The organism is bacterium (genome assembly GCA_024742285.1).
Taxonomy (GTDB): Bacteria; Myxococcota_A; UBA9160; order UBA9160; family UBA4427; genus UBA4427.
Genome location: JANSYR010000005.1, coordinates 126,493 through 150,736 on the forward strand (window position 1 = coordinate 126,493; position 24,244 = coordinate 150,736).

Here is a 24,244-nt window from a genome sequence, read left to right on the forward strand (position 1 = left end):
CGAAGGACACGAAGGGACACGCATGTTCAAGGGCTGGTGGATCGTCGCGACGCATTTCCTCGTCCTCTTCCTGACGGTGGGGTTCTATCAGTACGGGCTCCCCCTGCTCGTGCCGGACGTGATCGAACACTTCGGCGCCGACGCGGCGACGATCAACGCGCTCTTCACCGTCCACGTCGCCGTCGGTCTGGTGGCGGGGCCGATCGCCGGTCCCCTCGTCGATCGCTGGAGTGCGCGCGGGTTGCTGCTGATCGGCGTCGTCTTCTTCGCGGCCGGAACGGCTTTCCTCGGTCTCGCCTCGAACGTCTGGGTCTTCGTCCTCGGCGGCGGCCTTCTGCTCGGGGTCTCCGGCTCGCTCTGTGGTCCGATGACCGGATCCGCGGTGATCTCGCGCTTCTTTACAGCGACGCGCGGGCGGGCCCTCGGGATCACCGCGATCGGGACCTCGGCGGGTGGCTTCGCGGTCCCGGCGCTGATCGCCGCGGGGGTGGCGGGATTCGGCTGGCAGACGACCGTCCTCGCGGTCGCGGCGTTGGTGATCGTCGTGCTCGTTCCGCTCCTCGTCTTCCGGTTCTGGAACGAGCCGGAAGCGGCAGGCGTGGCGATGGAGCCGGCGCCGGAAGGCGCGGCGGCCCAGGGCGACGCGCAGGCGGGGATGACGACGGGCGAGATCCTGCGCCAGCCTCCCTTCTGGCTCTTCAGCGCCTCGATCGCGATCTTCATCGCCGTCTTCACGTCGACGATCTTCAACCTGGGCCTGCACTTCGCGGATCAGGGGCTCGGCCCCGATCAGGCGAAGACGCTGATGCAGCTGGTCGCGGTCGGAGGGATCGCGGGCAAGCTCGGCGTCGGAGAGCTCGCCGACCGCGTTCCGCTCAAGCTCATCTTCCTCGCGGCGATCGGCGCGACGGCGGGGGCACTCGCGATCTTTCTGGCGGAGCCGGGCTATCCCGTCCTGCTCGCGGCGATGCTCCTGCTCGGGGTCGCGACGGGCGGCCTCCTCCCGGTCTGGAATGCGCTCGTGCCACGCATCTTCGGCGTCGCCAACTTCGGTCGGACGATGGGATTGCAGGGGCCGGTGATCTCGCTGACGACGATGGCCGTCTATCCCCTGGTCGGGAGCGTGCGGGACGCGACCGGGAGCTATGCCGCCGTCTTCCAGGGGGATCTCGTCGCGCTGGCGGTCGCCGTCGCGGTCGTGCTTCCGCTTCGGGATGGCCGCGACTAGAGCGCCCCGGCGCGCTGCGAAAGTCGTTCGATCGCCACGCTCCAGGCGGTTATGCTCGCCCATGGCTCGAGAAGAACCCAGGAGTCCCGATTCATGCCTCACGACCTCGTCATCCGGAACGGCCAGCTGATCGACGGAACCGGCGCCCCGAGCGTGCGCGGCGACCTCGCGATCGACGGCGACACGATCACCGCCGTCGGGCAGGTCGACGGCGAGGGCGCGCGCGAGATCGACGCCGCAGGGCACGCGGTCACGCCGGGCTTCGTCGACATCCATACCCATCTCGACGCGCAGATCGGCTGGGATCCCTACCTGACGCCGATCAGCTGGCACGGCGTCACGACGGCGCTCCTCGGCAACTGCGGCGTGACCTTCGCGCCGGTCCGACCGAACGACGCCGACACCCTGGCCAACATGATGGAGACGGTCGAGGACATTCCGGCGGACGCGATCCTCGGCGGCCTTCCCTGGAACTGGGAGGGGTACGGCGGCTATCTCGACGCGGTCGAGGGGCTCGATCCGGCGATCAACGTCGCGGGTCTGGTCGGTCACTGCGCCGTCCGCTTCTACGTCATGGGCGAGCGCGCGGTCGACGAGCAGCCGACCGCGGAGGAGCTCGCCCGGATGGGCGAAGTCGTCGCCGAGTCGATCCAGGCCGGCGCCGTCGGCTTCTCGACCTCGCGGATCATCGGCCACCGTCTTCCCGACGGCCGCGACGTGCCCGGAACCCACGCCGCCCACGAGGAGCTGGTCGCCATCGCCGAGGCCGTGAAGGGCGCGGGCGGGGGCCTCATGCAGAACGTCCTGAATCTGGCGGGCGACTTCGAAGGCGAGCTGGAGCTGATCCGCAAGCAGGCGGAGGCCACCGGCGACCGCGTCCTCTTCTCGATCACCGCGGGCAACTCCGATGCCTCCGGGCGACTCTTCACCGACCGCATCGCGAAGCTTCGCGAGTCGGGGCTCGACGTGAACGGGATCGCGATTCCTCGGGGCTCCGGCTTCGTCTCCGGGCTGATGGCGACGATGCCCTGGGGATTCGGCGCCTGGAAGGCGTTGGCGGAGAAGGACTTCGCGGGCCGACTCGCGGCGATCCGGGATCCGGACATGGTGGCTGCGCTGGTGGCGGACGCGCGCGAGGACCGGGGCTTCTTCGCGCAGACGCCCAAGTTCTGGCTGGGAGACGGCGAGACGCCCAACTACGTGTTCGACGCGGAGAGCGACCTCGAGACCCTGGCGAAGCGGGCGGGCGAGGAGCCCGCCGAAACCTGGCTCCGACTCAGCCGCGAGAGCGACGGCGAAGCGCTCTTCTGCATGCGCTTGTTCAACCCGAACCTGCGCGCGGTGGCCGACCTGATCTCGCTCGGCGACGTGCTGCCGGGGCTGGGGGACGCCGGAGCGCACGTGGGGCAGGTGATGGACGCGGGCTGGTGCTCCTTCGTCCTGTCGCACTGGGTACGTGAGGAACAGCTCTTCACCGTCGAGGAAGCCGTCCGACGGATGAGTTCTGCGCCGGCGCGGATCATCGGCGCCCGGGATCGTGGCACCCTCGCGGTCGGCAAGAAGGCGGACGTGAACGTGATCGACCTCGGTCGCGTGAGCGAGCGGATGCCGGAGTTCGTGCACGACTTCCCCGGCGGCGCTGGGCGCTTCGTCCAGAAGGGACGCGGCTTCCGAGCGACGATCTGCAACGGGGTCCCGATCCTCGAGAACGACGAGCACGTGGGCGCGCGAAGCGGCCGCGTCCTGCGGTCCTGAAGGGGGTGAGACGATGAACGGCCGCGGCAACCTGCCCGACGACTTCGATTTCGATCCCTTCGATCCGTCCTCCTTCGACGATCCCTATCCGGCCTGGGCGATGTTGCGGGAGCACGCGCCGGCCTACCGCCGTCCGACCGCGGAGGCGCGAGTCTGGCCGCATTTCTGGATGATCACCCGCGCGCACGACGTGAACGACGCCCTGGCGGACTGGCGGACCTTCTCGTCGGCGACGGGAACGCTGATCGACACCGACATCTCGCTGATTCCGCCCAACATCTTCAACATGGACCCGCCCCGCCACGACGAGCTGCGCGCGATCCTGGCGCGGGTGCTGACGCCGGCGCGGGTGGCTGGACTCGAGGAGGGAGTCCGGGCGAGCGCGACCGAGGTGCTCGAGCCGCTCCTCGAAGGCGGCGGCTTCGATCTCGCGACGCAGTACTCACAGCTGATCCCGACGCTCACGATGTGCGAGCTGATGGACCTGCCGATCTCCGATCGCGGGCGGTTCCTGCAGTGGAACATGGACACGCTCGCCGGAAACGATTTCACGAGCGACGCGGCGCTGCGGGCCTATGAAGAGATGGGCAACTACTGGACCGATCTCGTGGCCGAACGTCGCGTACAGCGGGGGAACGACCTGATCTCCCAGATCCTGCACAACCAGGGGGACGTCGACCCGCTCTCCGACGAAGAGGTCGGCGGCTTCTGCTCGCTCCTCCATGACGCGTCCCAGAACACGACCATGAACATGATCGCCGGCGGCGCGCTCGCCCTCGCGGCGTTCCCGGACGAGCGACGCAAGCTGGTCGACGAGCCCGGACGGTGGGGCCGCGCGCTCGAGGAGCTGCTCCGCTTCGTTTCGCCGGTCCAGGGGCTCGCGCGCTCGACCACCCGGGACGTCGAGATCGGCGGTGAGACGATTCCTGCAGGCGAGCAGGTGCTGCTCTGCTACGGCTCGGCGAATCACGACCCGACCGTGTTTCCGGATCCCGAAGTCCTCGATCTCGAGCGCGACGCGAAGAACCACTGGACCTTCGGCCACGGGATCCACTTCTGTCTCGGGAACGCCGTGGCGCGACTCGAGACGCGCATCGCCCTCGAAGTATTGACCGATCGGATTCCCGACTACGCGGTCGACCCGGACGAGGTCGTGCGAAACCAGCTCGTCCCGACGCGCGGGGTCAGCCGCGCGCCGCTCGCGTTCGAGCCGGGGCAGGTGAGGGCGGCGCGGACGTGAGCGAAGCAGGCGAGGGCGGGCGAATGACCGTGGACGAGGCGTATCGGTTCGACCCGACCGATCCGGAGCAGGCCAAGGACTTCGAGCGGATGGCTCGGATCCGGCGCGAGAAGCCGGTGTGTCGTCCGGCGGAAGGGGTCGTGCTCACCACGCGCTACGAGGACACGGCGAAGGGCTTTCGCGATGCGAAGCGCTACTCGAGCGTGGGCGACATGCGCGCGCCGGGCGTGGTCGTGCCCGAGGAGGAGAGCTTCCTCGGCGAGATCGACGCGCCGCTCCATCCGAAGATCCGCCGCATCCTGCTGAAGGGCTTCACGCGGAGTCAGGCCCGGGACGCGGAGTCGTGGACGCGGGCGGAGGTGAAGCGGCGGCTCGCCGGGATCGTCGAGCGGGGCGGAGGCGACCTGATGGCGGAGCTCGGAATTCCGCTGCCGGGCTCGGTGTCGGCGCACTCTCTGGGGATTCCGGATGCGCTCCACGACGAGGTCATGGGGTGGTGCAACGACCTGCTCCACAGCACCTGGCCGACGACCGGGGAGACCGAGAAGGGCAAGGGGATCGAGGCCTGCTTTCCGGAGCTCGCCGCCTGCCTCGACGAGATGATTCGCGAACGGGCGGAGGGGGGGCACGGCACGCCGGACGATCTCTTGTCGTTGATGGTCCGGTCGAAGACCGACGATGGCTGGTCGATCGGCGCGCACCATGCGCGGACGCTCGTCGTGAACATCCTCGCGGGCTCGCTCTCGGCCAGCTACATGCTCGGCAACCTCTTCTACCGGATGCTGACCGACGCGGGCTTCACGGCGGCGCTCCGGCGGGACGCCACCCTGATCCCGAAGGCCGTCGAGGAGTCCCTGCGGCTCGAGGCCCCGGTCACGTTCCTGATGCGGACGGCCCGGGAGGACGGGGAGCTCGGTGGCTGCCCCATCCAGGCAGGTGACCACATCATGCTCCACATCGGCGCTGCGAACCGGGATCCCGAGGTCTACCCCGATCCCGAATCCTTCCGGCTCGACCGCGAGGACCCACCGGAGCACCTCTCATTCGGGATCGGGCCACACATCTGCCTGGGCAACCACCTGACGCGCCTGGTCGGCCGTGTGGCCCTCGAGGAGTTGCTCGCCGTCCTGGCCGAGCGTGACGTGACCCTCGCGCCGGGCTTCACCTGGGAGTGCGTGCAGCACCTGCAGGAGTACGGGCCCGAACGCCTCGACGTGGTCGTCGTCGGCCTCGACTAGACGGCGGGACAGCTTCCGCCGTCGACCATGAGCGTGTGCCCCGTGACGTAGCGGGCGTCGTCCGAAAGCAGGAAGCGCGCCGCGCGACCGATGTCCTCGGTCGAGTCGCCGAGGCGCCGGAGCGGATTGCGGCCCAGCACGCGTTCGGCCATGGCGGGATCCATCTCGAACGCGCGCTCCATCGCCGGGGTCGAGGCCAGCGGCGCGATCGAGTTGACGCGCACCCCGTCCCGACCCCACTCGCGAGCGAGAGCCCGGGCGAATCCGCGCTGGGCCCCCTTCACGCCGGCGTAGGGCGACAGCTTCGCCTTGCCCTCGAAGCCCGCCTCGGAGGTCATCAGGAGGAGCGAGCCCTGGCTCGCCTTGAGCGCGTCGAAGCTCGCGCGAGCGAGGCTGTGGAGCGCGCGCAGAGCGACGTTCACGTGATCCTGGAAGTCTGCGAGGGAAACTTCGGCGAGCGCGACGGGAACCGGCGAGAGGCCGCTCGTCGCGTTGTGCACGACGCCGTCGAGGCGCCCGTCGGCCTCGACGATCGTCGCGATCGCGGCGTGGGCGGAGCGCGGATCGCCGACGTCGCAGGAGACGAAACGGCCTCGTCCTCCGCGCGCGTCGACCTCGGCGGCCACTTCGCTCCCTTCCTTCTCGCGCCGCGCCGCGATCCAGACCTGCCATCCGGCCTCGGCGCAGGCGAGGGCGATGCCGCGGCCGACGCCGCCGGTGGCGCCGGTGACCACGACCGTGCGTCGTTCGTCGTTCGAAGCGGTCATAGCGAGCGTCCTCCGTCGGCGGATAGCATCCGGCCAGTCAGGCCCGCCGCGTCGTCGGACAGGAAGCTGCGCACGGCGCCGGCCACGTGGGTGTCGATCGTGCCCGGAAAGCCTGCGAGGGGCGGGGCCGGGGCGATCACGTCTTCGCCGGTCAGGCCGATGGGCGTCGTGACCAGGTTGGCGCGCACGCCGCGCGCCCCTTCGGCGGCCGCGACCGACCGAACGAGCGAGAGCACGCCGTCGGCGATCGACAGCTCGGGCGTTCGACCGGGCGCGTCGAGGGCCGCCGGCGCCTGGCACACGGCGACGATCGCGCCCCCGTCGGCGCAGCGTCGGCCCGCGGCCCCGAGTGCAAAGTTCCAGAGCAGCCAGGGCGCCTCGAAGCGTCGGACCCACTCCGCTTCGTCGAGCAGAACGAGATCCTTCGGATCCGTCGGCGCGCGCCAGCCGGCGACGACGATCCGGTCGCACGGCGCCTCGTCGACGACGCCGCTGCGCCACGCCTCGAAGGTTTCCGGTCGGGCGACGTCGGGAAGGGGTGAGAAGTCGGCATCCAGCGCTTTCGCGAGATCTCGCGTCTCGGCGGCTTCGCTGGCCAGGAGGAGCGGTCGGGCGTCGGGCATCGTTCCCCTTCGATCGGCGACGGGCGATTGACGCCGCGCCGGTCCGCGAACGATACTGCGTTCTTCGCGCGGGTTCCCGCCCGCCCAAGTTTCCTGGAGGTCCTCGTGTCGGCAGCGGAATCCACCTCGTCCCTCGAAGGTCGCGTCGCGATCGTGACGGGGGGTGCGTCCGGGATCGGTCGTGCGACCTGCGAGGCCCTCTGTCTGGCGGGCGCGGCGGTCGTCGTCTCCGACCTGAACGCGACAGGGGCGGAGGGGGTCGCGGAAGGGCTTCGGAGCGGCGGGGGCGAGGCGATCGGGGTCGAGACGGACGTCGGCGACGAGGATTCGATCGCGGCGATGGTGGACGCGGCCGTCTCGCGCTTCGGGCGCCTCGACATCCTGCACAACAACGCGGCCGACTCGGATCCTGCGCTGATGGGGCGCGACCTCACGGTGACGGAGATGGACGTCGCGGTCTGGGATCGGACGATGCGCGTCAACCTGCGCGGTCCGATGCTCGGCTGCAAGCACGCGATCCCGCACATGATCGCCGGCGGCGGCGGGGCGATCGTGAACACCTCCTCGGCCTCGGGTCTGACCGGCGATGCCTCGCGATCGGCGTACGCGGCCTCCAAGGCCGGGCTCCGCTCGCTGACCGAATCCGTCGCCGCGCAATACGGCAAGCAGGGCGTTCGTTCGAACGCCATCGCGCCGGGCGTGATCTCGACTCCCGCCCTCGCGGCGAACGTGCCCGCGGACCAGATCGAGGTCTACGCCGAGAACACGCTCACGACCCGGCTCGGACGGCCGGAGGACATCGCCGCGGCGGTCGTGTTCCTGGCTTCGGACGCCGCGGCGTTCATCACGGGACAAGTGATCTCGGTCGACGGCGGGCTCCTTGCCCACCATCCCACGATGGCCGAGCTGCAGAAGCGGATCGGCTCTGCGCAGGAGGAAGTTTCATGAGCAAGGCGGCTTTCGACGCCCTCTTCGAGAAGTACACGAAGGCCGTGACGGCGACGGACGTCGACACGATCGTTTCGATCTACGCGCCCGAGGCGAAGATCCAGATCCCGGTCGGCGGGCCGGTCCACGACGGGATCGACGCGATCAACACGTTCTACCGGGAGAACGAGCTCGCGGAGTCCCTCGCGATCGCGGGGCCCGCCTGCGTGGCCGGCAACGAAGCGGCGATCCCGCTCCGGGCCGTCGTCGTCCAGGGGGGGCGAAGGCTCGAGCTCGACGTGATCGACGTCGCCGAGATCGACGACGAGGGCCGCGTCCTCAGCATGCGCGCCTTCTTCGACCTCGAAGGCGCCCGGGAGCTCTAGCAGGGCAGTCGGGTCGCCGGAACGGAGCCCCGGTTCGCGCCACCGCCAGAGCCCGCTCGGCGTCGCCCGAAGCCTCGTCGCCACGCAGCCATCGCGGCGCCCCCAACTTCACAAAGAATTGAACCCCTCGATCCATTTGCCCGCCGTCGCGCCGCCGTCGACGGGCAGGTCGATGCCCGTGACGCCCGCGCTGGCGTCCGACGCCAGGTAGAGCACGGCCTGGGCGATCTGCTCGAACGTCGCGCCGCCAGGGATGCCGCGGTTCTCCTGGTAGGCCTGGGTCTGCTCCATGAAGGAGACCATCTTCTCGATCCAGGGCCCGTACATCTCCGGGTTGCCGCCGGCGGCACAGACCGAGTTGACCCGGATCCCCGCGCGCCCCAGCTCGAGGGCGGTCGATTTCGCGAGCCCGCGCACCCCGAACTTGCTCGCCGAGTAGGCGCACACGCCGTTCATCCCGACGAGTCCGTCGATCGACGAGATGTGGACGATCGAGCCGCTTCCCTGCTGCTTCATCGCCCCGAGCACCGCGCGCGTGCCCAGATACGGGCCGACCGTGTTGACGTCGAGGACGCGCCGGAACACGTCCGGGGGCGTGTTCTCGACCGTCCCGAGGTGGAGGATGGCGGCGTTGTTCACCAGCACGTCGATCCGGCCGTGGCGCTCGAGCGTCGCCGCGACACCCCGAGCCCACTCGTCTTCCTTCGTGACGTCGAGGGGCTGAAAGGAGGCGTCGCCCCCGAGCTCGCTCGCCACCTTCTCGCCCTCGGGAACGAGGACATCGGCGAGCACCACCCTCGCGCCGGCCTCGACCAGCGTCTTCGCCACCTGGGCGCCGACGCCGCGGGCCGCGCCGGTCACGAGGGCGACACGATCATCGAGACGGGACATCGGATCCTCCTTGTCGCGCCATGGTCGCGCGTGCGATCCAGTCTAGCGGGCCGCTCGTTGTTGCCACGAGGGCGCCACGATCCGTTATTCTGTTTGCCGGAATCCTCGAGTGGAGTGGTCCATGGCCCGATTTCCCTTCGGCATCCCGAACAGCTGGTACGTCGTCGCCTACTCGCACGAAGTTGCGAAAGGCGAGGTCCAAAAGCTCACGTACTTCGACCGCGAGCTCGTGCTCTTCCGCGGCGAGAGCGGTGAGCCGGCGGTCCTCGACGCCTACTGCGCCCATCTCGGCGCCCATCTCGGCGTCGGCGGCGAGGTCGTCGGCGACACGCTCCGCTGTCCGTTCCACGGCTGGCGCTGGGACGGGGAGGGGCATTGCGCGGAGATTCCCTATGCAAAGCGGATTCCCGGAAGCGCCCGCGTCGGTCGGCTCCCGGTCGTCGAGCGCAATGGCATGATCTTCGCCTGGTACCACGCCGAGGGGGGGGAGCCGACCTTCGAAATCCCGACCGTCGCCGGCTGGGACGAGCCGGGCTGGCTCGGGCGTTGGCTCACGTGGGAGTGGACGGTCAAGACGCATCCCCAGGAGATGGGGGAGAACGGGATCGACTGGCCGCACTTCGATCACGTGCACCACATGCCGGTGCCCGACGATCGATCCTGCGAGTTCCGGGACGGGTCCTTCCTGTGGCAGGTCGGCGGCACGAAGCCCCTCGCCCACCTCGAGGGCGAGGACGAGCTGACCATGCACGGCGAGAACTGGGGCATGGGGTTCAGCTGGCTCCGTCAGGCCGGGCACTACGACACGGTGGTCGCGACCGGACTGACGCCCATCGACGGCGAGACCACGCACGTCCGCATGGGCGTGATCGCGCGGATCGGGGACGCGGAAGAGGACAGCGTCCGCGAGGAGATCCGGACCTACATGGCGGAGCACGCGGTCTTCGCCGAACAGGATTTCGCGATCTGGGAGAACAAGAAATTCCGGGCGCGACCGGGGCTCTGCGAGGACGACGGACCGATCGCCGACTACCGCCGCTGGGCGGCGCAGTTCTACTCGCCGTCGACGGCGATGCCGCCGGGGGAGGGGATCTAGTGGACGCGGGCGAAAAGGCGTTGGCCCATGCGGAGATCTCGAACGTGCTCTCCCTCTACTATCAGGCCCTCGATCGCGGGGATCTCGAGACCCTCGAGCGTGCGGTGATCGCGGAGGATGCGACGTGGATACTCGTCCAGCTCTGCGAAGCGGAGCGGGTCGTCGACGAGTCGACGGGTCGGGACGCGATCCTCGCCTGGTTCCGGAAGATGCTCGGGGCCGGGGTCTCGATGACCGAGGGCACCGTGCGCCATTCCCTGAACACGCACGTGATCGAAGTCGAGGGCGACCAGGCGCGCTCGACCAGTCATCTGACGGCGATCGAGACCGCGGGCATGACGAACGTGGCCAGCGGCTACGTGCGTGCGGAGCACGTGCGGACCGGGGAGGGCTGGCGGATCCGGCGCTACGAGGTCGAAGAGACGATCACGCGCAAGGACATGGACGCGCTCAAGGCGACCTTCCACGCGTCGGCCTGAACCCGAGCGCCTCGCCGTCGTGCTCCGCCCGTGGTCCCGACTTATTCGATCGACTAAGATCGACCCCGTTCGCCCACACAGGTGGAGGGGGACGGAGCGACGATGGCCGCGCGGTCGACGAACAAGCCCGGGGATGCAGGCGACGATGCGACGACGCGGGACCTGATCGTCCGGACGGCGCTCCACGGCTTCGCCGAGCATGGCTTCGACGGGGCCTCGACCCGCTCGATCGCGCAGGCCGCGGGCGTGAACCAGGGACTCATTCCGTACTACTTCAAGACGAAGCAGGCGCTCTGGCGGGAAGCCGTCGACCTGGCGTTCACGGATCTCCACGCGGCCCTCGGGGCCTTCGAGGCCGACGTCGGTCCGACCCCCTCTCGTGAGGATCTCGCGCGCCTGCTGCGCCGCTACGTCGAGTTCGTCGCCGCGCACCCGGACTTCGTCGTCCTGATGAACGAAGAGGGCAAGCGCTCGGGGCCGCGGATGCGCTGGATCACCGATCGCCACGTGAAGCCGCTCTTCGACACGCTGACCCGACTCTTCGACGAGATGCGCGAGGAGAGTGCCTTCGGCGGTGGGATCCCGGGAATCCACTTCAACTACATCTTCGCGGGCGCCGTGGGCCTGATCTTCTCCCAGGCCCCGGAATGCCGACGGGTCTCGAACTACGACCCGACCACCCCCGAGGCGATCGCCGCGCACGCCGACGCCCTCGTCGGCCTCTTCTTCGGCGACCGGAACCTCGGCCGGGATGTCGGATAGACGGCCTCCGGATTCGCCTCGCGGCTCGTCGAGACCATCCTGGTGCATCGACGCGTGCGAAGCGCGCGTCGATGAGCCATTCAGTCCAGATCCGGGGCCCAGGCGGAGCCGTTGATGTGGGAGCCGCCGTCGACGAAGAGGGTATTGCCGGTCAGGTAGCGACAGTCCTCGCTCGCCAGGAAGAGGGCGACCGGCGCGATGTCGTCGTAGCAGTCGCCGATCCGCCCCATCGGGTTGGCGGCGTCCGCCGCCGCGACGAGCTCGGGGTGGGCCGCCATCGTCTGGTCGAAGGAGTTCGACTTCGCCGCGGGGCAGATCACGTTGGCGGTGATCCCGTCGCTGGCCCACTCGCGAGCGGCGGTCCGCGTGGCGGCGCGGAGGGCCTCCTTGCTCGTGTTGTACTCGGCGGTCCCCATGTGCGCGTTCACGCCGTTGAGCGAGCAGATGTTGATGATCCGTCCCCAGCCCTTCGCCTTCATGATCGGGTGGACCGCGTTCATGCCCCAGAAGGGTCCCAGGAACCCGATCGCGAGACCGTGGTTCATGAGCTCTTCGGTCTTCTGCTCGATCCGGCCGATTCGGCCGCCGCCCCAGGCGTTGTTCACCAGGATGTCGACGGTCCCGAACTGGTCGACGGTCGCGCTCACCAGGTTCTCGACGCTCGTCTTGTCCCCGGCGTCGGTCTCGACGAAGAACGCCGCTTCGCCGAGCTCTTCGGCGGTCCGCTTGCCCGCGTCCGCGGAGAGCTCCGCGATCACGACCTTCGCGCCTTCCTCGACGTAGCGCTGGGCGATCCCGCGGCCGATGCCGAGTCCGGCTCCCGTGACGATGGCGACCTTGCCTTCGATGCGTCCCATGAACGTGCTCCAATCGGGCGCGGCGCGCCCGGTTCGGGAATCCGCCCGGTGCTACGGGATCTCGACCGGTAGCGCGGTGAGCTCGCGGAGCGAGAGGTTGCCCGGATCCCAGGTGATGCCTTCCTCGATCACGCGCGCGTTCGAGGGCAGGTGATCGAGGATGAAGTTCAGCAGCGTGCCGACCTGCAGGCGCGCGAGGTGGACGCCCAGGCAGTAGCCCGAGCCGAAGCCGAAGTTGAGGCTGCCACGCAGGTCGCGGTCCACGTCGAAGCGTTCGGGCTCCGGGTAGACGTTCGGGTCCCAGCCCGCGCCCATCAGCGAGAGCAGGAGGAGTCGGCCGCGGGGGATCGACCGCCCTTCGAACTCGAAATCCTCCATCGAGGCGCGCATCAGGTACTTCGTGGGGCTGTCGAAGCGCAGGCATTCCATGACCGCGTTCTTGATCTTCGAGCGGTCGTCGCGGAGCGCCTCCATCTCGTCGGGGTGGGAGAGCAGGGTCTTGACCGCCAGGGAGGTGGAGAGCCGGGTCGTGTCGGTTCCGGCGGCCACGAGGATCACGAGCACCCGGACGAGGACGTCCGGGTGGACGTCGCCGCGCTCGTCCGCGATCTCGATCACCTGCGAGACCATGTCGGTCTGGGGGTTCGCGCGGCGATCCTCGACGGCACGTTGGAGGACCTCGAACATGGTCTTCGCGGCGACCTCCGCCTTGTCGCGGTCGGTGTCGCCGGCGACGGGGTTGATCCCGCGGAAGTAGTCCGGTGCGGAGCTGAGGAAGAGGTCGGCGTCGCGAGTGGCGTCGTCGATGCCCAGCAGGCGTGAGATGACCCGGAGCGGAACCTCCTGCACGGTCTTCACGATGTCGAGCGAGCGCTCGGTGCGCAGCGGGGCGCAGATCTGCTCGACCACTTCATGGACCGTCTCGTCCATCTTGCGGATCATGCCCGGACGGAAGTCGGGGGCGAGGAGCTCGCGCAGGATGCTCGGGTTCGTCCCGGCGCCGTCGTCTCCGATCATCTGCAGCGCGGCAGACTCGAGGGTCGGCCAGCGCTCCATGCGCTGGGCGAGCGCGTCGGGATCGCCGAAGCCGGCATCCATCGGGTTGCGCGACACGCTCGGGTGGTCGCAGAGCCCGCGCACGGCTTCGTAGCCGTGTACGAGGATCGCCTGCATCTCCGGCACTTCGATGAAGTCGTCGCCGCCGTGGGCGCGTTCGAAGGTCGGGTGCGGGTTCGCCGTGTACTCGAGGGAGAAAGGATGGTGACTCGGAAGGCTCATGTTCGACTCGTCGCGCGAAGTCGGGGCGCCTTCGCTTCGCACGTTCCGGGGGGATGCGTCGGGTGGTCCTGACGCGCCCCGACAGTAGCAATCGCACGTCGCGTGCGAGCGGCGGCACGGCGCGCGCGTGTTGCACGCGACGTCGCGGACGCTAGCCGTGCGGCCTTCAGCGACCCGGCGCGAGCGCCTTGATGATCGGCCGGAAGATCTTCGACTGGGCGAAGGGGTCGAGCCATCGATAGAGGCGACCCGAGATCGCGATCGGCTTGCCGCGTTCGACGGCTTCGATCCCGTCGCGAACGACGGTCTCGGCGTCGTACCACATGAACCCGGGGAGGGCGTTCTTCATCTCCGAGAGTCCCGCGACCTCGTGGAAGTCCGTGTGCGTGAAGCCTGGACAGAGGGCGGACACGTGCACGTCCGTGCCGGCGAGCATCAGGTCGAGCTCCTCGGAGAGGGCGACGAGGTAGGCCTTCGACGGTCCGTAGTGGGCGCCCGCCGGGCGCGCGAGGCGTCCGGCGAAGGAGGCGACGTTGATCACGCGTCCAAAGCCCCGGGCCTGCATCGGCGGGATGAAGTGGTGACACAGGTGGGTCACGGAGGTCATCATCAGCTCGAGGAAGGCGGCTTGCGGCGCCCAGTCCTTCTCCTCGAGGAGGTGCGGGCCGGCGCTGCCCGCGTTGTTGACCAGGAAATCGACGTCCAGCCCCGCGTCGCGGGTCTCCTCGAAGAGCGCGCGAGGGGCATCGGGATCCGCCAGGTCCGCGGAGATCGTGTGGACGGGGACGCCGTGGCGCGCCTTCAGGTCCGCCGCGACCGACTCGAGCTTCTCCTTGCGGCGGGCGACGAGAACGAGTTGGTATCCGAGGGCAGCGAGCTGATCGGCGAACTCGACGCCGAGACCGGCGGAGGCGCCGGTGATCAGGGCCGTGCGGGGCGAGGTGGTCGTGTCGTTGGGCAAGGGCGTCTCCCGGGCGCGCGTTCCGGGAGGCTAGCGCGCAGCCCGTCATGGGTCGTTTTCTCGAGCCGGCCGCGGGCCGCTTCAGGCCGTCGGCGTGTAGCGGATCAACACCCGCGATCCGTCGGCATGCCCGCTCCGCATCGGATCACGCCAATCCGCGATCTCGGCGGGATACTTCGTCTCGTAGCGCGCCAGCAGTCGGTCCAGGAGCGCGTCGTCCTTCAGGCGCTCGCCCTTGGCGACGAAGTTGGGGGCCGCGCGGAAGGCTTGGTTGCGTCCGCCGTACCAGGTCTTCCAGAGCCCGTGGTCGCCGACCCAGATTCGTGCGCGATCGAGACCGCGGGCGAGGGCGGTGGCCTTCCAGCGATCGCTCCCCACGATCACGACGACCGCGTCGTCGAGCCAGGCGTACCAGAGCTCGGCGTGGCAGGTGCTCTCCGAGTCGTCGCGGCCGAGCGGAGAGACGTAGACGAAGGGACTCTCGTCGAGGAGCTTCGTCGGCGGCGGGCCGGCGGGGGCGGGCTCGGCGGCGCGGATCTCGTCCGGCGCGGCAGCGAGGGCAGCGCTTCCCAGCGCGCTCCAGGCGAGGGCCCGTGAGAAGCGGCGTCGCGTCAGGCGCAGGGCCGGAGTCGGACGGGGGGCTCGATCGGACATGGAATCCTCCTCGCGAGGGACGCCGCCGGACCTTACCACGAAGCCCTTCGGGCGGCGTTCGCGGCGCGTTGTGGAGGGCCCGGCCGCGGTTTAGGATCCAGGGCCCGCGCGGATCGCGGCGGCGGAGGCCGCCGGTACGCGGCCACCCGACGATCGCGCCGAACACGACCGCCCCGCGCCACGCGGAGCAAGGGAGTCCCCTGATGAGCTACGACAACGATGCCCCGGATGCGGGCGGTGAGCTTCGCCCCTCCTGGCCCGCCTCGGCCGACGAATACGAAGTCCTGCTGGTCGATCGACCGGCGCCGCACGTCAACCGTGTGACCCTCAACCGTCCGGAGAAGCGCAACGCGCTGAACAACAAGCTGCGGGCCGAGCTGCTCCACGCGCTCCAGCAGGGGGACCAGGATCCCGACGTGCACGTTCAGATCGTCCGCGGCGCCGGGCCGAGCTTCTCCGCGGGATACGACCTCGGCGGCGGCAACGAGGGCCTCGAGTACCCCTTCTTCACGGCGGAGGGCGAAGGCCAGTGGCCGCGCCACGTGACCGACGGATGGATGAGCATCTGGGACCTCGCGAAGCCCGTGATCGCTCAGATCCATGGCTTCTGCCTCGCCGGGGGGAGCGAACTCGCCACCGGCTGCGACGTCGTCTACATGGCTGACGATGCGCAGATGGGATATCCGGCGGTCCGCTTCGGCGTGCCGGACATGCAGTTCCACGCGTGGCTGGTCGGAATGCGCCGTGGCATGGAGATGATGCTGACCGGCGATTCGATCAACGGGAAGGAAGCCGTCGAACGTGGCTGGGCGACCCGCTCCTTCCCCGCCGAAGAGCTCGAAGAGAAGACCCTCGAGATGGCCCAGCGGATGGCGTCGCTCCCGCCCGACATCGTCCAGCTGAACAAGCGCGCCGTCCACCGCCAGATGGACTCGATGGGGTTCCGTCAGGGCATCCGTCAGGGCACCGAACTCTGCACGCTGGCGATCCACCAGCCGAGCTTCCAGGCCTTCATCAACCAGACGGGCAAGGGCGAAGGCAAGCTGACCAGCGCGCTCCAGAAGCGCGACGAGGGGTTCGGGGACTACCGGACCGGCAAGGACTGATCCGTGACGGAGTTCGCGGACCTCGTCCAGAAGATCGAGCCCCACCCGAAGAAGGTGAGCGACTACGTGGCGAAGCACGCGCGCCGGGGCGACCCGGCGAGCGTGCTCGCGACGATGGATCGATACGCGCGGGAGGAGCGCTTTCTCATGAACCTGGGGCCCGACAAGGGCGCTCTGGTCGAGGAGGTCTTCGATCGACTGCCCGAGAACGCACGGATCCTCGAGGTCGGAGCGTATTGCGGCTACTCGGCCGTGCTCTTTGCTTCGAAGCTCGGTCCGGAGGGTCGCCTCGTCTCCCTCGAGATCGGTGAGGAGAGTGTCGAGGCGGCGCGCGCCAACGTCGAGTTCGCCGGGCTGGCTGACAAGGTCGAAATCATCCTGGGACCGTCGGGGGAATCCATCCCCAGCCTCGAAGGAACCTTCGACCTGGTCTTCCTCGACCACTGGAAGGACCTCTACAAAGACGATCTCCAGGCCATCGAAGCGAAGGGGCTGCTCGCGCCCGGCTCCCTCGTCGTCGCCGACAACGTCGGCGAGTCCTTCAATCCGACGGCCTATCTCGAATACGTGCGGACCTGCGGCCACTACGAGTCCGAGCACCGCGAATCGACGATCGAGTACCACACGCTCCCCGACGCGGTGGAGATCTCGGTATTCCGACCGTCGAGCGGCGCTTGAGCGAGAGCGAGGCAGCCCGGGTCGAGGCCCTTCTCGATCCGGCCGCTCCGCCCGACTATCGACGCCTCGCCGCGCGCCTCGCGGTCGCCTGGTCCGACTCGCGTCCGCGCCGAGTGGGGCTCGGAGGCGGGCAGGGCGCCGGCAAGTCGACCCTCGGACGACTGATCGAGGCCGCGTGTGCCGAGGTCGCTCTGCGCGCGGTCGTGATCGGTCTCGACGACTTCTATCGCACTCGCGCCGAGCGAGAGGCGATGGCGGCCGAGATGCATCCGCTCTTCGAGACGCGCGGGCCGCCGGGCACCCACGACGTCACTGCTCTGGGGTTGGCCCTCGAGGCGCTCGGCGAACCCGGCCCGGTCGACCTGCCCCGATTCGACAAGGGGCTCGACGACCGGACGGAAGGCACGCGCGTCGAGGGTCCCTTCGATCTCGTCTTGCTCGAGGGCTGGTGCGTCGGTGCGCAGGCGGCTGGGATCGACTGCGGCGCCCCGGCGATCAACGACCTCGAACGGGACCGGGACCCCGATGGCCGTTGGCGTGCGGAGGTCGATGTCCGTCTGGCGAGGGACTACGAGCCGCTCTGGGATCGCCTCGACGAGCTGGTCTTCCTGCAGGTCCCGGACCTCGGTGCAGTCCGGCGCTGGAGGCTCGAGCAGGAGTCTTCGCTCCCGGAGGCGCGGCGCCTCGATCGCGATGCGGTCGATCGCTTCGTGGAGTTCTACGAACGGATCACCCTGTCGATGCTCGAGGAGACGCCGCGGCGCGCAGACTGGACCGTCGTCCTCGCCGACGATCACTCGGTCGCTCGAGTGGTCTCTCGGAAGGGCTGAAGGGGCGCTTGCCTTCGTCCGCCGGGGCGGGGAACATCCGAGGGCGCGCGACGATTGCTGCGCAGGGAGGAGAAGCATGGAGGTCGACCCGCTCGGTGGCGCGCTCGGTGCGGAGATTCGCGGGGTCGATGCCCGGGCTCCGAAGGACGAGGAGATCGCGGCGGTTCGTGAAGCGCTCCTCGAGCACGAGGTCGTGTTCCTCCGCGACACCGGACTCGACGACGAGGGCCACCTCGCGTTCGCGGCCCGCTTCGGGAAGCCGAGTGTCTTTCCGCTCTTCGCGGTGCTCGGCGAGACCGAGCCGACCTTCCAGACGATCACCGACGGTCCCGACAGGCCGCCCTCGACCGACTACTGGCACACCGACGTGACGTGGACGGCGGAGCCGCCGACGGCCGCTTTCCTGCGCGCGACGATCACGCCGGAGCGGGGCGGCGACACGATGTGGGGCTCGATGACCGCCGCGTACGATGCGCTTTCCGAGCGGATGCGCGACTTCTGCGACGGACTGCACGTGCGGCACGACAACGCCTCCTTCATTCGCGGTCTCGAACGGAAGCTCGGGGCCGAAGCGGTCGCGGAATGGGCGACCAAGCTCCGGGAGGCCCATCCGCCGGTGGAGCATCCACTCGTACGGACGCATCCGGAGACGGGACGGAGGGCGCTGCTCTGGGGAGGGGGCTTCATGCGCGAAGTCGTCGAGCTGACGAAGCCCGAGAGCGAGGCGCTCCTCGACTTCCTGGGCCGCCACATCGACCAACCGATCTTCCATGCGCGATGGCGCTGGCAGGTGGGGGACCTGGCGATCTGGGACGAGCGGTCGACGGTTCACCGCGGCCTCTCGGATCACTTTCCTCGCGCGCGGGAAGTCCGGCGCTGCGTGATCGATGGAGACCGACCGGTATGAGCACGAGGTCGCAGTGGTTCTCGGAGAACCCGGACAAGGCCTGGGGGGAGAAGTTCTTCCTGACCTTCATCCCCGTCTTCTTCGTCTACAACGGCGTGATGCAGGGCATGGGCTGGCTGGACACCAACGACTTCTGGCACGTCGTCCAGAATCTCGGCATGTGGCTGCCCTATTGCGTCTTCCTGCCCTGGTGGCTGCGGCGAAGCTCCGGGGTCGTGTGGCACCAGAGCTATTGGTGGAAGTTCAACCTCTACATGTTCGTCTTCGTGTTCTGGGTGACCTACTTCCACACGGAGTACTTCTTCGATCTGCTGGGCCTCCGCTATCGCCACGACGACGTGTCCCTCTATTTCGACGCGGCGCTCGTCGGTCCCGACGAGGCGACCGCCGCGGCGACCTTCCAGAAGGTCCCGGTCGGGATGTATCTCAACGCGACGGCCTTCTTCGTCGTCTATCACACGGCCGCCGTCGTCTGCATGCGGCGGGTGTGGAACATGACCGGGGGGCTCGGTGCCCAGGCGCGTCGACTGGCCTGGGGCGCGATCGTGCTCGTGTCGGCGCTCTTCTGGGCCTGGGCGGAGACGCGTCTCTACATCACGCAGGCGGCGAGCACGACGGTCTGGTACGAGGATCTCGACGCTATGCTCCTCTGGGGGTCGATCATCTACTCGATGTACTTCGTGGCGAGCTTCCCGAGCGTCTATCGGCTGGACGAGACGATGAGCGATCCGCGATGGTCGGCTGCGCGGGTCTTCCTCGAGGCGAGCGCTGCGGCGATGATCAGCCTCTTCCTCTTCGATCTCTGGGGCCACTACGTCGGTCGCATCTACTGACGGGAGACGCGGCCCGATGAAGATTCTCGTGACCGGCGCGACGGGGCTGATCGGTTGCCACGCGGCTGCGGCGCTGTTGGAAGCGGGCCACGCGGTCCGGCTCCTGGTCCGTGATCCGTCGAAGCTCGATTCCGTCTTCGCGCCCTTCGGGCGAAGCGCGCGGGACTTCGAGGTCGTCGTCGGGTCGATCGAGGATCCCGCCGCGCTCGAGGAGGCTCTTCGCGGCTGTGCGGGGCTTCTCCACTGTGCCGGGCGCTTCTCCCCGGACCGGCGGGAGGCAGACGCGCTCCGCGAGACGAACGTCGAGGGGACGCGACGGATCCTCGAGGCGGCCGAGCGCATTCAGGCCGAAGCACCCCTCGAACGGCTCGTCTACGTGTCGAGCATCCTCGCGCTCTTCCCCGCGCCAGGGCCGAAGATGCACGCAACCGACGACGTGGCTTCGCCCGAGGAGATGTACGCGGCGACCAAGGCGGAGGCCGAACGCGTTGCGCGTGCGGCGCAGGAACGGCTGCCCCTCACGATCGTGTATCCGGCTGCGGTCCAGGGGCCGGACGATCCGACCTTCTCGATCGGGCCCAAGTTGGTGGCCGATGCCCTCGACGCGGGAAGCGTGCTCGTCACGGATGGAGGACTGCCCTCGACGGACGTCCGCGATCTCGCCCGGCTCTTCGTCGCGCTCTTCGCGGGCGAGGCCCACTCCGAGCGTCTGATGGCCCCCGCCTTCTTCGTCGAGCATGCCGACTACCACCGTCTCCTCTGCACCCTGACGGGTCGCGACCTGCGCGCGCAGCGGCTGCCCGGCTGGCTCCTGCGCGGGATGGGACGGGTGGGGGATTGGATGGGCCTGCTGGGGCGTCCGGTCCAGCTGACCTCCGAAGCGGCGGCGGTCCTCACCCGGAGCGTGCCCGTCGACGATGCGGAAGCGTGCAAGCTGCTCGGGCGGCCGCCGATCCCGGCGGAGAAGTCCTTTCAGGACCTGATCGTCTGGATGGCCGCCGCGGGATACATCTCGGCGGATTCGTCCGGTCGGGCGGGGGCCACTCGCGACTGAGCTCGAGACCACACTCCGTCGACGGGAAAGGGGCTCGCCCCTCCGGTGGGGCGTCCGTCAGTCGACCAGCGCGGCGTTCACGCCGCGCATCAGGTGGGCCCGGAGGCGATAGGAGCTCGACGGGACGAGCTGGGTCATGAAGACGACGGCGACGTCTTCCTCGGGGTCGATCCAGAAGAAGGTGCTGGCGGCGCCGCCCCAGCCGAACGTGCCCTTCGAGACCGGCAGGCCCGTGAGCCCCGGATCGACGACGACGCTTCCCGTCAGGCCAAAGCCGAGCCCGAGGCCGTGATTCGCATAGTCGCCGGCGCTGGTGAAGCGGAGCGGCCGGCGCCCGAAATCCACCGGGGAGAGGTGGTTCGCCGTCATCAGCTCCACCGTTCGCGGCGAGAGGAGCCGCTCGCCGTCGAGCTCCCCGCCGCGCAAGAGCATCAGCGCGAATCGCATGTAGTCGCTCGCACTCGCGACGAGCCCGCCGCCGCCCCCCGGCATGGCCGGCGGCTCCAGGTACGCGCTGGTCCGGGGCGGATCGACGAGCTCCATGCCACCCCCGTCGGTCGCCCCGTAGAGCGCGGCGAAGCGCTCTACGTCCTCGGCGTCGACGTGGAAGCCCGCATCGAGCATCCCGAGGCGGGCGAAGATCTCCTCTTCGAGGAATTGCGGGAAGGAGCGTCCGTCGGTCACCTCGATCAGACGGCCGAGGACATCCATGTTGACGCCGTAGTGCCAGGCGCTGCCCGGCTGCTGGACCAACGGAAGCTGGCCGAGTCGCTCGACCATGTCCGCGAGGGTCGCATCCTGGTCGCGGCCCGAATCGCCGAGGGCCGTCTCTCCCGGGGTCGGCCGCAGGCCAGGCGTGATCGACAGGTCGGTGTACTGCGTGCCGAGGGGGGAAGGGGCGATGAAGTGATAGGAGAACCCGCTCGTGTGTCGGAGCAGGTCGAGGACGGTGATCTCGCGCTCGGCGGAGACGGTCGTGGTCGTTCCGTCTTCGTTCCAGACCATGACCTCGAGATCGCCGAGCTCGGGGAGGTACTTCGCGACCGGATCGTTCAGCAGGAAGAGGCCCTTCTCCCAGGCGATCATCGTCGCCACCCCGGTCACCACCTTCGACATGGAGTAGATCCGGTAGATCGTGTCGGCCTGGAGCGGGCGCGCCTCCTCGAGATCCATCGATCCGTAGACCCGTTCGTGCACGACCCGGCCGCCGCGCGCGACGAGCAGCTGGTAGCCGGGCAGTCGTCCCTCGTCGACGAATCCTTCGAGGACGCGGTCGAGCCGTTCGAGGCGCTCGCTGGACATGCCGACGGATTCCGGCGTCGCCGGAGCGTCGGTCGATCGGTCGGGCGCCGCCTCCAGTGATGCGCAGGCGCTGAGGAGGAGGGCCGTTGCGAGGCCGACCAGGCGGCGGGGGAGGGACATCTCTTTCTCCTGGATTCGCGCGGATCCGGCTAGGGAAGCAGCGCGCCGCCGTCGACGTCGACGGTCGTACCGGTCACGAAGTCGTTCTCGATCACGAAACGGATCGCCTGGGCGACTTCTTCGGGCGTGCCGGGGCGGGGGATGACGTTGGTGGCCGTCGCGCCGGCGAGGATCTTCTCGCCCTGCTCGAGGTCCGCGCCGAACATCTCGGTCACGATCGAGCCCGGGGCGACGACGTTGATGCGTCGGGGCGCGATCTCCGGTGCGATCGCGCGGGCGAAGCCTTCGACGGCGTTTCCGACGGTCGAGATCGCGGACATGCCGGGGTTGGCCTTGCGTGCGGGGTAGCCGCTGACGAGCACGATCGCGGCGTCCTCGGTCAGGTGCTCCGCGCCGAGCCGGACGGCGTTCGTGTAGCCCCAGAGCTTGTCGAAGGAGCCCTGGAAGCCATCGAGATCCATCTCGAGGAAGGGACCCATTGCGCGATCCCCGCCCGTCGCCGCGCACACGAGGATGTCGAGCGGGGCGAGCGAGGCGAAGAGCGCGGACAGCGCCGCGCGATCGCGCACGTCGACGTCGTGGAGCGTGCTGTTCTCGCGGAGTCCGTTCTTCGCCCGGTCACGGGTCGTCGCCGAGCGGCTGGCGACGGCGACCCGGGCGCCGCCTCGCTCGAGATCCTGTGCAGTCGCGAGTCCGATGCCGGCGGATCCGCCGAGTACGAGGGCTCTTCGGCCTGCGAGTTCCATGCGTTCCTCCTGCTCGCTTTCGACGATCGCAGGCGGGGAGAAGCGGGGCAAGCTGCGCGGCCCACGCGTACGGGCACCGGCGCGCCGCGAGCGCGATCGCGCGGGGTCGGTGGTGGAAACCCAACGTGATAGAATCGGCGGCCCTCGCCGACCGGATGCGCGGAATCGGTCGCGACGTCGGCGGGATGCGAGGAAGGGAATCCGATGGCTCGAACGGTATTCGTGAACGGGCGCGTCTTCGACGGGACGGAGCGGCTCGTCGCCGGCACGAACGTCGTCGTCGAGGGCAACCGCATCACGCAGGTGAGCGACGCCCCGGTCGAGACCGGCGAGGACGACATCGTCCACGATCTCGGGGGGCGTACGCTGATGCCCGGGATGGTGCAGTGCCACTTCCATACCGGCTTCGGGCCCGATGCCGGCAATCCCTCTCCGTATCTCGGTCAGGGCATGCCCGCCGCCTACCTCGGGATGGTCGCGGCGAAGAACGCGCAGATCGCGATCCAGTTCGGCGTCACGTCGATCATCGGTTCGAGCAACGGCGACGGTCTCGATGTCTGCCTGAAGGAGGCGATCCTCCTCGGGCTCACCCAGGGGCCCCGGGTGATTCCCTGTACGCACGAGTTCATGGCGAGTGGGGACTCCGCAGACGGAGACACGCGCTCCTGGTACATGGGTATCGAGCACAAGGGGCTCACCCGTCGCATCGACGGCGTCGACCAGATGCGTCAGGCCGTTCGTGAAGAGATCGGACGGGGCTGCCAGATCGTGAAGCTCGCCATCAGCGACGGGCACGGCAGCCAGATCATCCCCGACTGGAACTACATGTCGGAGGAGGAAGTCGTCTGCGCCGTCGAGACCGCGCACGGTCGCAACGCGATGGTCCGCGCCCATTGTCCGACGACGAGCGGAATCCTGATGTGCGCGAAGGCAGGCGTCGACATCATCGACCACTGTGATCTGGTCGACGACGAGGGGATCGACGCCATCGTCGCTGCCGGCGCCTCGGTCACGCCGAGCTACCTCTGGAGCGAGCGCTTCATGGCGTTCGCCGAGAGCTGGGATTACGCGAACGGTCCCTTCCCGATCGGGAACGGCTTTCCGGAGACCCACGAGGCTACGCTCGCGCGGCTGGCCGGCGTGAAGGAGCAGTTCGAGTATTCGATCTCGATGCTGCCGAAGATGCGCGCCGCCGGGATCAACCTCTGCCTGGGGGACGACTACGGCTTCGCGATGATGCCCCACGGCGACTACGCCTCGGAGATGGAGGCCTACGTGAAGCACGGCACGCCGGCGATCGAGGTCATGCAGTGGGGGACGCGGAACGGCGCCCGCGCGATGGGGCGTCATGGGGCGGAGCTCGGCGAGGTCAAGGAAGGGAAGCTCGCCGACCTGATCGTCGTGCAGGGCGATCCGACCGAAGACGTGCTCGTCTTCCGCGACCCGAGCAACGTGCAGCTCGTCCTCAAGGACGGGCAGGTCGAGAAGGATCTGCTCTCGGCCGCGTAGGGCGGCGCGAGCGCTGG

The 24,244-nt window shown here is 69.1% G+C and carries 25 protein-coding genes; 16 read left to right on the forward strand and 9 right to left on the reverse strand.

Features of this window, described 5'->3' with window-relative positions:
- Positions 1-22 precede the first annotated feature (22 nt).
- The 4 genes from NXI30_11460 (at position 23) to NXI30_11475 (ending at position 5,461) form a co-directional block, all read left to right on the forward strand.
- On the forward strand, positions 23-1,228 hold the full coding sequence (locus tag NXI30_11460) for an MFS transporter (GenBank protein MCR9094825.1): 1,206 nt from the start codon (positions 23-25) through the stop codon (positions 1,226-1,228).
- A gap of 93 nt (positions 1,229-1,321) precedes the next feature.
- Positions 1,322-2,983: an amidohydrolase family protein gene (locus NXI30_11465; GenBank protein MCR9094826.1), complete on the forward strand. Its 1,662-nt coding sequence runs from the start codon at positions 1,322-1,324 to the stop codon at positions 2,981-2,983.
- A 13-nt stretch (positions 2,984-2,996) separates the two neighbouring features.
- A complete protein-coding gene (locus NXI30_11470; GenBank protein MCR9094827.1) occupies positions 2,997-4,223 on the forward strand; it encodes a cytochrome P450 in 1,227 nt (408 codons plus the stop codon).
- Entirely contained in the window at positions 4,220-5,461 is a 1,242-nt protein-coding gene (locus NXI30_11475; GenBank protein ID MCR9094828.1) for a cytochrome P450, read from the forward strand. The genes NXI30_11470 and NXI30_11475 overlap by 4 nt, the downstream gene beginning before the upstream one ends.
- Here the strand turns inward: NXI30_11475 and NXI30_11480 are convergent.
- Entirely contained in the window at positions 5,458-6,228 is a 771-nt protein-coding gene (locus NXI30_11480; protein ID MCR9094829.1) for an SDR family oxidoreductase, read from the reverse strand. The genes NXI30_11475 and NXI30_11480 overlap by 4 nt on opposite strands.
- On the reverse strand, positions 6,225-6,851 hold the full coding sequence (locus tag NXI30_11485; GenBank protein MCR9094830.1) for an SDR family oxidoreductase: 627 nt from the start codon (positions 6,849-6,851) through the stop codon (positions 6,225-6,227). The genes NXI30_11480 and NXI30_11485 overlap by 4 nt, the downstream gene beginning before the upstream one ends.
- Before the next feature lie 105 nt (positions 6,852-6,956).
- On the opposite strand from NXI30_11485, the gene NXI30_11490 reads away from it, so the two are divergent.
- Together NXI30_11490 and NXI30_11495 are read left to right on the forward strand one after the other, a co-directional pair.
- Positions 6,957-7,799, forward strand: coding sequence for an SDR family oxidoreductase (locus NXI30_11490; GenBank protein ID MCR9094831.1), 843 nt, complete (start codon positions 6,957-6,959; stop codon positions 7,797-7,799).
- The gene (locus NXI30_11495; GenBank protein MCR9094832.1) at positions 7,796-8,164 is read left to right on the forward strand and encodes a nuclear transport factor 2 family protein; all 369 of its coding nucleotides are present in this window, start codon (positions 7,796-7,798) and stop codon (positions 8,162-8,164) included. Before NXI30_11490 ends, NXI30_11495 begins: the two co-directional genes overlap by 4 nt.
- Positions 8,165-8,272: 108 nt before the next feature.
- On the opposite strand, the gene NXI30_11500 is transcribed toward NXI30_11495, so the two are convergent.
- Positions 8,273-9,055 carry an SDR family oxidoreductase gene (locus NXI30_11500; GenBank protein MCR9094833.1) on the reverse strand — a complete coding sequence of 261 codons (783 nt, stop codon included), beginning with the start codon at positions 9,053-9,055 and terminating at the stop codon, positions 8,273-8,275.
- Between the two features lie 121 nt (positions 9,056-9,176).
- On the opposite strand from NXI30_11500, the gene NXI30_11505 reads away from it, so the two are divergent.
- The 3 genes from NXI30_11505 to NXI30_11515 all read left to right on the forward strand — a co-directional run bounded on the left by NXI30_11505 (position 9,177) and on the right by NXI30_11515 (position 11,392).
- Entirely contained in the window at positions 9,177-10,151 is a 975-nt protein-coding gene (locus tag NXI30_11505) for a Rieske (2Fe-2S) protein (GenBank protein ID MCR9094834.1), read from the forward strand.
- The gene (locus tag NXI30_11510) at positions 10,151-10,630 is read left to right on the forward strand and encodes a nuclear transport factor 2 family protein (protein MCR9094835.1); all 480 of its coding nucleotides are present in this window, start codon (positions 10,151-10,153) and stop codon (positions 10,628-10,630) included. Before NXI30_11505 ends, NXI30_11510 begins: the two co-directional genes overlap by 1 nt.
- A 102-nt stretch (positions 10,631-10,732) precedes the next feature.
- The gene (locus NXI30_11515; GenBank protein MCR9094836.1) at positions 10,733-11,392 is read left to right on the forward strand and encodes a TetR/AcrR family transcriptional regulator; all 660 of its coding nucleotides are present in this window, start codon (positions 10,733-10,735) and stop codon (positions 11,390-11,392) included.
- 80 nt (positions 11,393-11,472) lie between these two features.
- On the opposite strand, the gene NXI30_11520 is transcribed toward NXI30_11515, so the two are convergent.
- The 4 genes from NXI30_11520 to NXI30_11535 all read right to left on the reverse strand — a co-directional run bounded on the left by NXI30_11520 (position 11,473) and on the right by NXI30_11535 (position 15,142).
- On the reverse strand, positions 11,473-12,249 hold the full coding sequence (locus tag NXI30_11520; GenBank protein ID MCR9094837.1) for an SDR family oxidoreductase: 777 nt from the start codon (positions 12,247-12,249) through the stop codon (positions 11,473-11,475).
- A gap of 51 nt (positions 12,250-12,300) precedes the next feature.
- Positions 12,301-13,527 carry a cytochrome P450 gene (locus NXI30_11525; GenBank protein MCR9094838.1) on the reverse strand — a complete coding sequence of 409 codons (1,227 nt, stop codon included), beginning with the start codon at positions 13,525-13,527 and terminating at the stop codon, positions 12,301-12,303.
- A 166-nt stretch (positions 13,528-13,693) separates the two neighbouring features.
- Positions 13,694-14,488, reverse strand: coding sequence for an SDR family oxidoreductase (locus NXI30_11530; GenBank protein MCR9094839.1), 795 nt, complete (start codon positions 14,486-14,488; stop codon positions 13,694-13,696).
- An 81-nt stretch (positions 14,489-14,569) separates the two neighbouring features.
- Complete coding sequence (locus tag NXI30_11535; GenBank protein MCR9094840.1) at positions 14,570-15,142, reverse strand: hypothetical protein; 573 nt, start codon at positions 15,140-15,142, stop codon at positions 14,570-14,572.
- A 203-nt stretch (positions 15,143-15,345) separates the two neighbouring features.
- Here NXI30_11535 and NXI30_11540 point away from each other — a divergent pair, with 203 nt between their 5' ends.
- From NXI30_11540 to NXI30_11565, 6 genes are all read left to right on the forward strand, one after another.
- A complete protein-coding gene (locus NXI30_11540) occupies positions 15,346-16,248 on the forward strand; it encodes an enoyl-CoA hydratase-related protein (GenBank protein ID MCR9094841.1) in 903 nt (300 codons plus the stop codon).
- A gap of 3 nt (positions 16,249-16,251) precedes the next feature.
- Positions 16,252-16,926, forward strand: a complete 675-nt coding sequence (locus tag NXI30_11545; GenBank protein ID MCR9094842.1) for a class I SAM-dependent methyltransferase — start codon at positions 16,252-16,254, stop codon at positions 16,924-16,926.
- Positions 16,923-17,756, forward strand: coding sequence for a kinase (locus NXI30_11550; GenBank protein ID MCR9094843.1), 834 nt, complete (start codon positions 16,923-16,925; stop codon positions 17,754-17,756). Before NXI30_11545 ends, NXI30_11550 begins: the two co-directional genes overlap by 4 nt.
- Positions 17,757-17,832: 76 nt before the next feature.
- Positions 17,833-18,663: a TauD/TfdA family dioxygenase gene (locus tag NXI30_11555; GenBank protein MCR9094844.1), complete on the forward strand. Its 831-nt coding sequence runs from the start codon at positions 17,833-17,835 to the stop codon at positions 18,661-18,663.
- Positions 18,660-19,496, forward strand: coding sequence for a hypothetical protein (locus NXI30_11560; GenBank protein MCR9094845.1), 837 nt, complete (start codon positions 18,660-18,662; stop codon positions 19,494-19,496). The genes NXI30_11555 and NXI30_11560 overlap by 4 nt, the downstream gene beginning before the upstream one ends.
- A gap of 16 nt (positions 19,497-19,512) precedes the next feature.
- Positions 19,513-20,550, forward strand: a complete 1,038-nt coding sequence (locus NXI30_11565) for an NAD-dependent epimerase/dehydratase family protein (protein MCR9094846.1) — start codon at positions 19,513-19,515, stop codon at positions 20,548-20,550.
- A 57-nt stretch (positions 20,551-20,607) separates the two neighbouring features.
- Here NXI30_11565 and NXI30_11570 read toward each other — a convergent pair whose 3' ends face one another.
- Together NXI30_11570 and NXI30_11575 are read right to left on the reverse strand one after the other, a co-directional pair.
- On the reverse strand, positions 20,608-21,972 hold the full coding sequence (locus tag NXI30_11570) for a beta-lactamase family protein (protein ID MCR9094847.1): 1,365 nt from the start codon (positions 21,970-21,972) through the stop codon (positions 20,608-20,610).
- A gap of 29 nt (positions 21,973-22,001) precedes the next feature.
- On the reverse strand, positions 22,002-22,718 hold the full coding sequence (locus tag NXI30_11575; GenBank protein ID MCR9094848.1) for an SDR family oxidoreductase: 717 nt from the start codon (positions 22,716-22,718) through the stop codon (positions 22,002-22,004).
- A 204-nt stretch (positions 22,719-22,922) separates the two neighbouring features.
- Between NXI30_11575 and NXI30_11580 the strand changes: the two genes are divergently transcribed.
- Positions 22,923-24,227, forward strand: coding sequence for an amidohydrolase family protein (locus NXI30_11580; protein ID MCR9094849.1), 1,305 nt, complete (start codon positions 22,923-22,925; stop codon positions 24,225-24,227).
- The last annotated feature ends 17 nt before the right edge of the window (positions 24,228-24,244 follow it).

Excerpts from the sequence above, each read along its gene's own strand:
- NXI30_11460 (MCR9094825.1), top strand. The coding sequence starts at position 23 with ATGTTCAAGGGCTGGTGGATCGTCGCGACGCATTTCCTCGTCCTCTTC.
- NXI30_11465 (MCR9094826.1), top strand. The coding sequence starts at position 1,322 with ATGCCTCACGACCTCGTCATCCGGAACGGCCAGCTGATCGACGGAACC.
- NXI30_11470 (MCR9094827.1), top strand. The coding sequence starts at position 2,997 with ATGAACGGCCGCGGCAACCTGCCCGACGACTTCGATTTCGATCCCTTC.
- NXI30_11480 (MCR9094829.1), bottom strand. The coding sequence starts at position 6,228 with ATGACCGCTTCGAACGACGAACGACGCACGGTCGTGGTCACCGGCGCC.
- NXI30_11485 (MCR9094830.1), bottom strand. The coding sequence starts at position 6,851 with ATGCCCGACGCCCGACCGCTCCTCCTGGCCAGCGAAGCCGCCGAGACG.
- NXI30_11495 (MCR9094832.1), top strand. The coding sequence starts at position 7,796 with ATGAGCAAGGCGGCTTTCGACGCCCTCTTCGAGAAGTACACGAAGGCC.
- NXI30_11500 (MCR9094833.1), bottom strand. The coding sequence starts at position 9,055 with ATGTCCCGTCTCGATGATCGTGTCGCCCTCGTGACCGGCGCGGCCCGC.
- NXI30_11505 (MCR9094834.1), top strand. The coding sequence starts at position 9,177 with ATGGCCCGATTTCCCTTCGGCATCCCGAACAGCTGGTACGTCGTCGCC.
- NXI30_11515 (MCR9094836.1), top strand. The coding sequence starts at position 10,733 with ATGGCCGCGCGGTCGACGAACAAGCCCGGGGATGCAGGCGACGATGCG.
- NXI30_11520 (MCR9094837.1), bottom strand. The coding sequence starts at position 12,249 with ATGGGACGCATCGAAGGCAAGGTCGCCATCGTCACGGGAGCCGGACTC.
- NXI30_11525 (MCR9094838.1), bottom strand. The coding sequence starts at position 13,527 with ATGAGCCTTCCGAGTCACCATCCTTTCTCCCTCGAGTACACGGCGAAC.
- NXI30_11535 (MCR9094840.1), bottom strand. The coding sequence starts at position 15,142 with ATGTCCGATCGAGCCCCCCGTCCGACTCCGGCCCTGCGCCTGACGCGA.
- NXI30_11540 (MCR9094841.1), top strand. The coding sequence starts at position 15,346 with ATGAGCTACGACAACGATGCCCCGGATGCGGGCGGTGAGCTTCGCCCC.
- NXI30_11555 (MCR9094844.1), top strand. The coding sequence starts at position 17,833 with ATGGAGGTCGACCCGCTCGGTGGCGCGCTCGGTGCGGAGATTCGCGGG.
- NXI30_11560 (MCR9094845.1), top strand. The coding sequence starts at position 18,660 with ATGAGCACGAGGTCGCAGTGGTTCTCGGAGAACCCGGACAAGGCCTGG.
- NXI30_11565 (MCR9094846.1), top strand. The coding sequence starts at position 19,513 with ATGAAGATTCTCGTGACCGGCGCGACGGGGCTGATCGGTTGCCACGCG.
- NXI30_11570 (MCR9094847.1), bottom strand. The coding sequence starts at position 21,972 with ATGTCCCTCCCCCGCCGCCTGGTCGGCCTCGCAACGGCCCTCCTCCTC.
- NXI30_11575 (MCR9094848.1), bottom strand. The coding sequence starts at position 22,718 with ATGGAACTCGCAGGCCGAAGAGCCCTCGTACTCGGCGGATCCGCCGGC.
- NXI30_11580 (MCR9094849.1), top strand. The coding sequence starts at position 22,923 with ATGGCTCGAACGGTATTCGTGAACGGGCGCGTCTTCGACGGGACGGAG.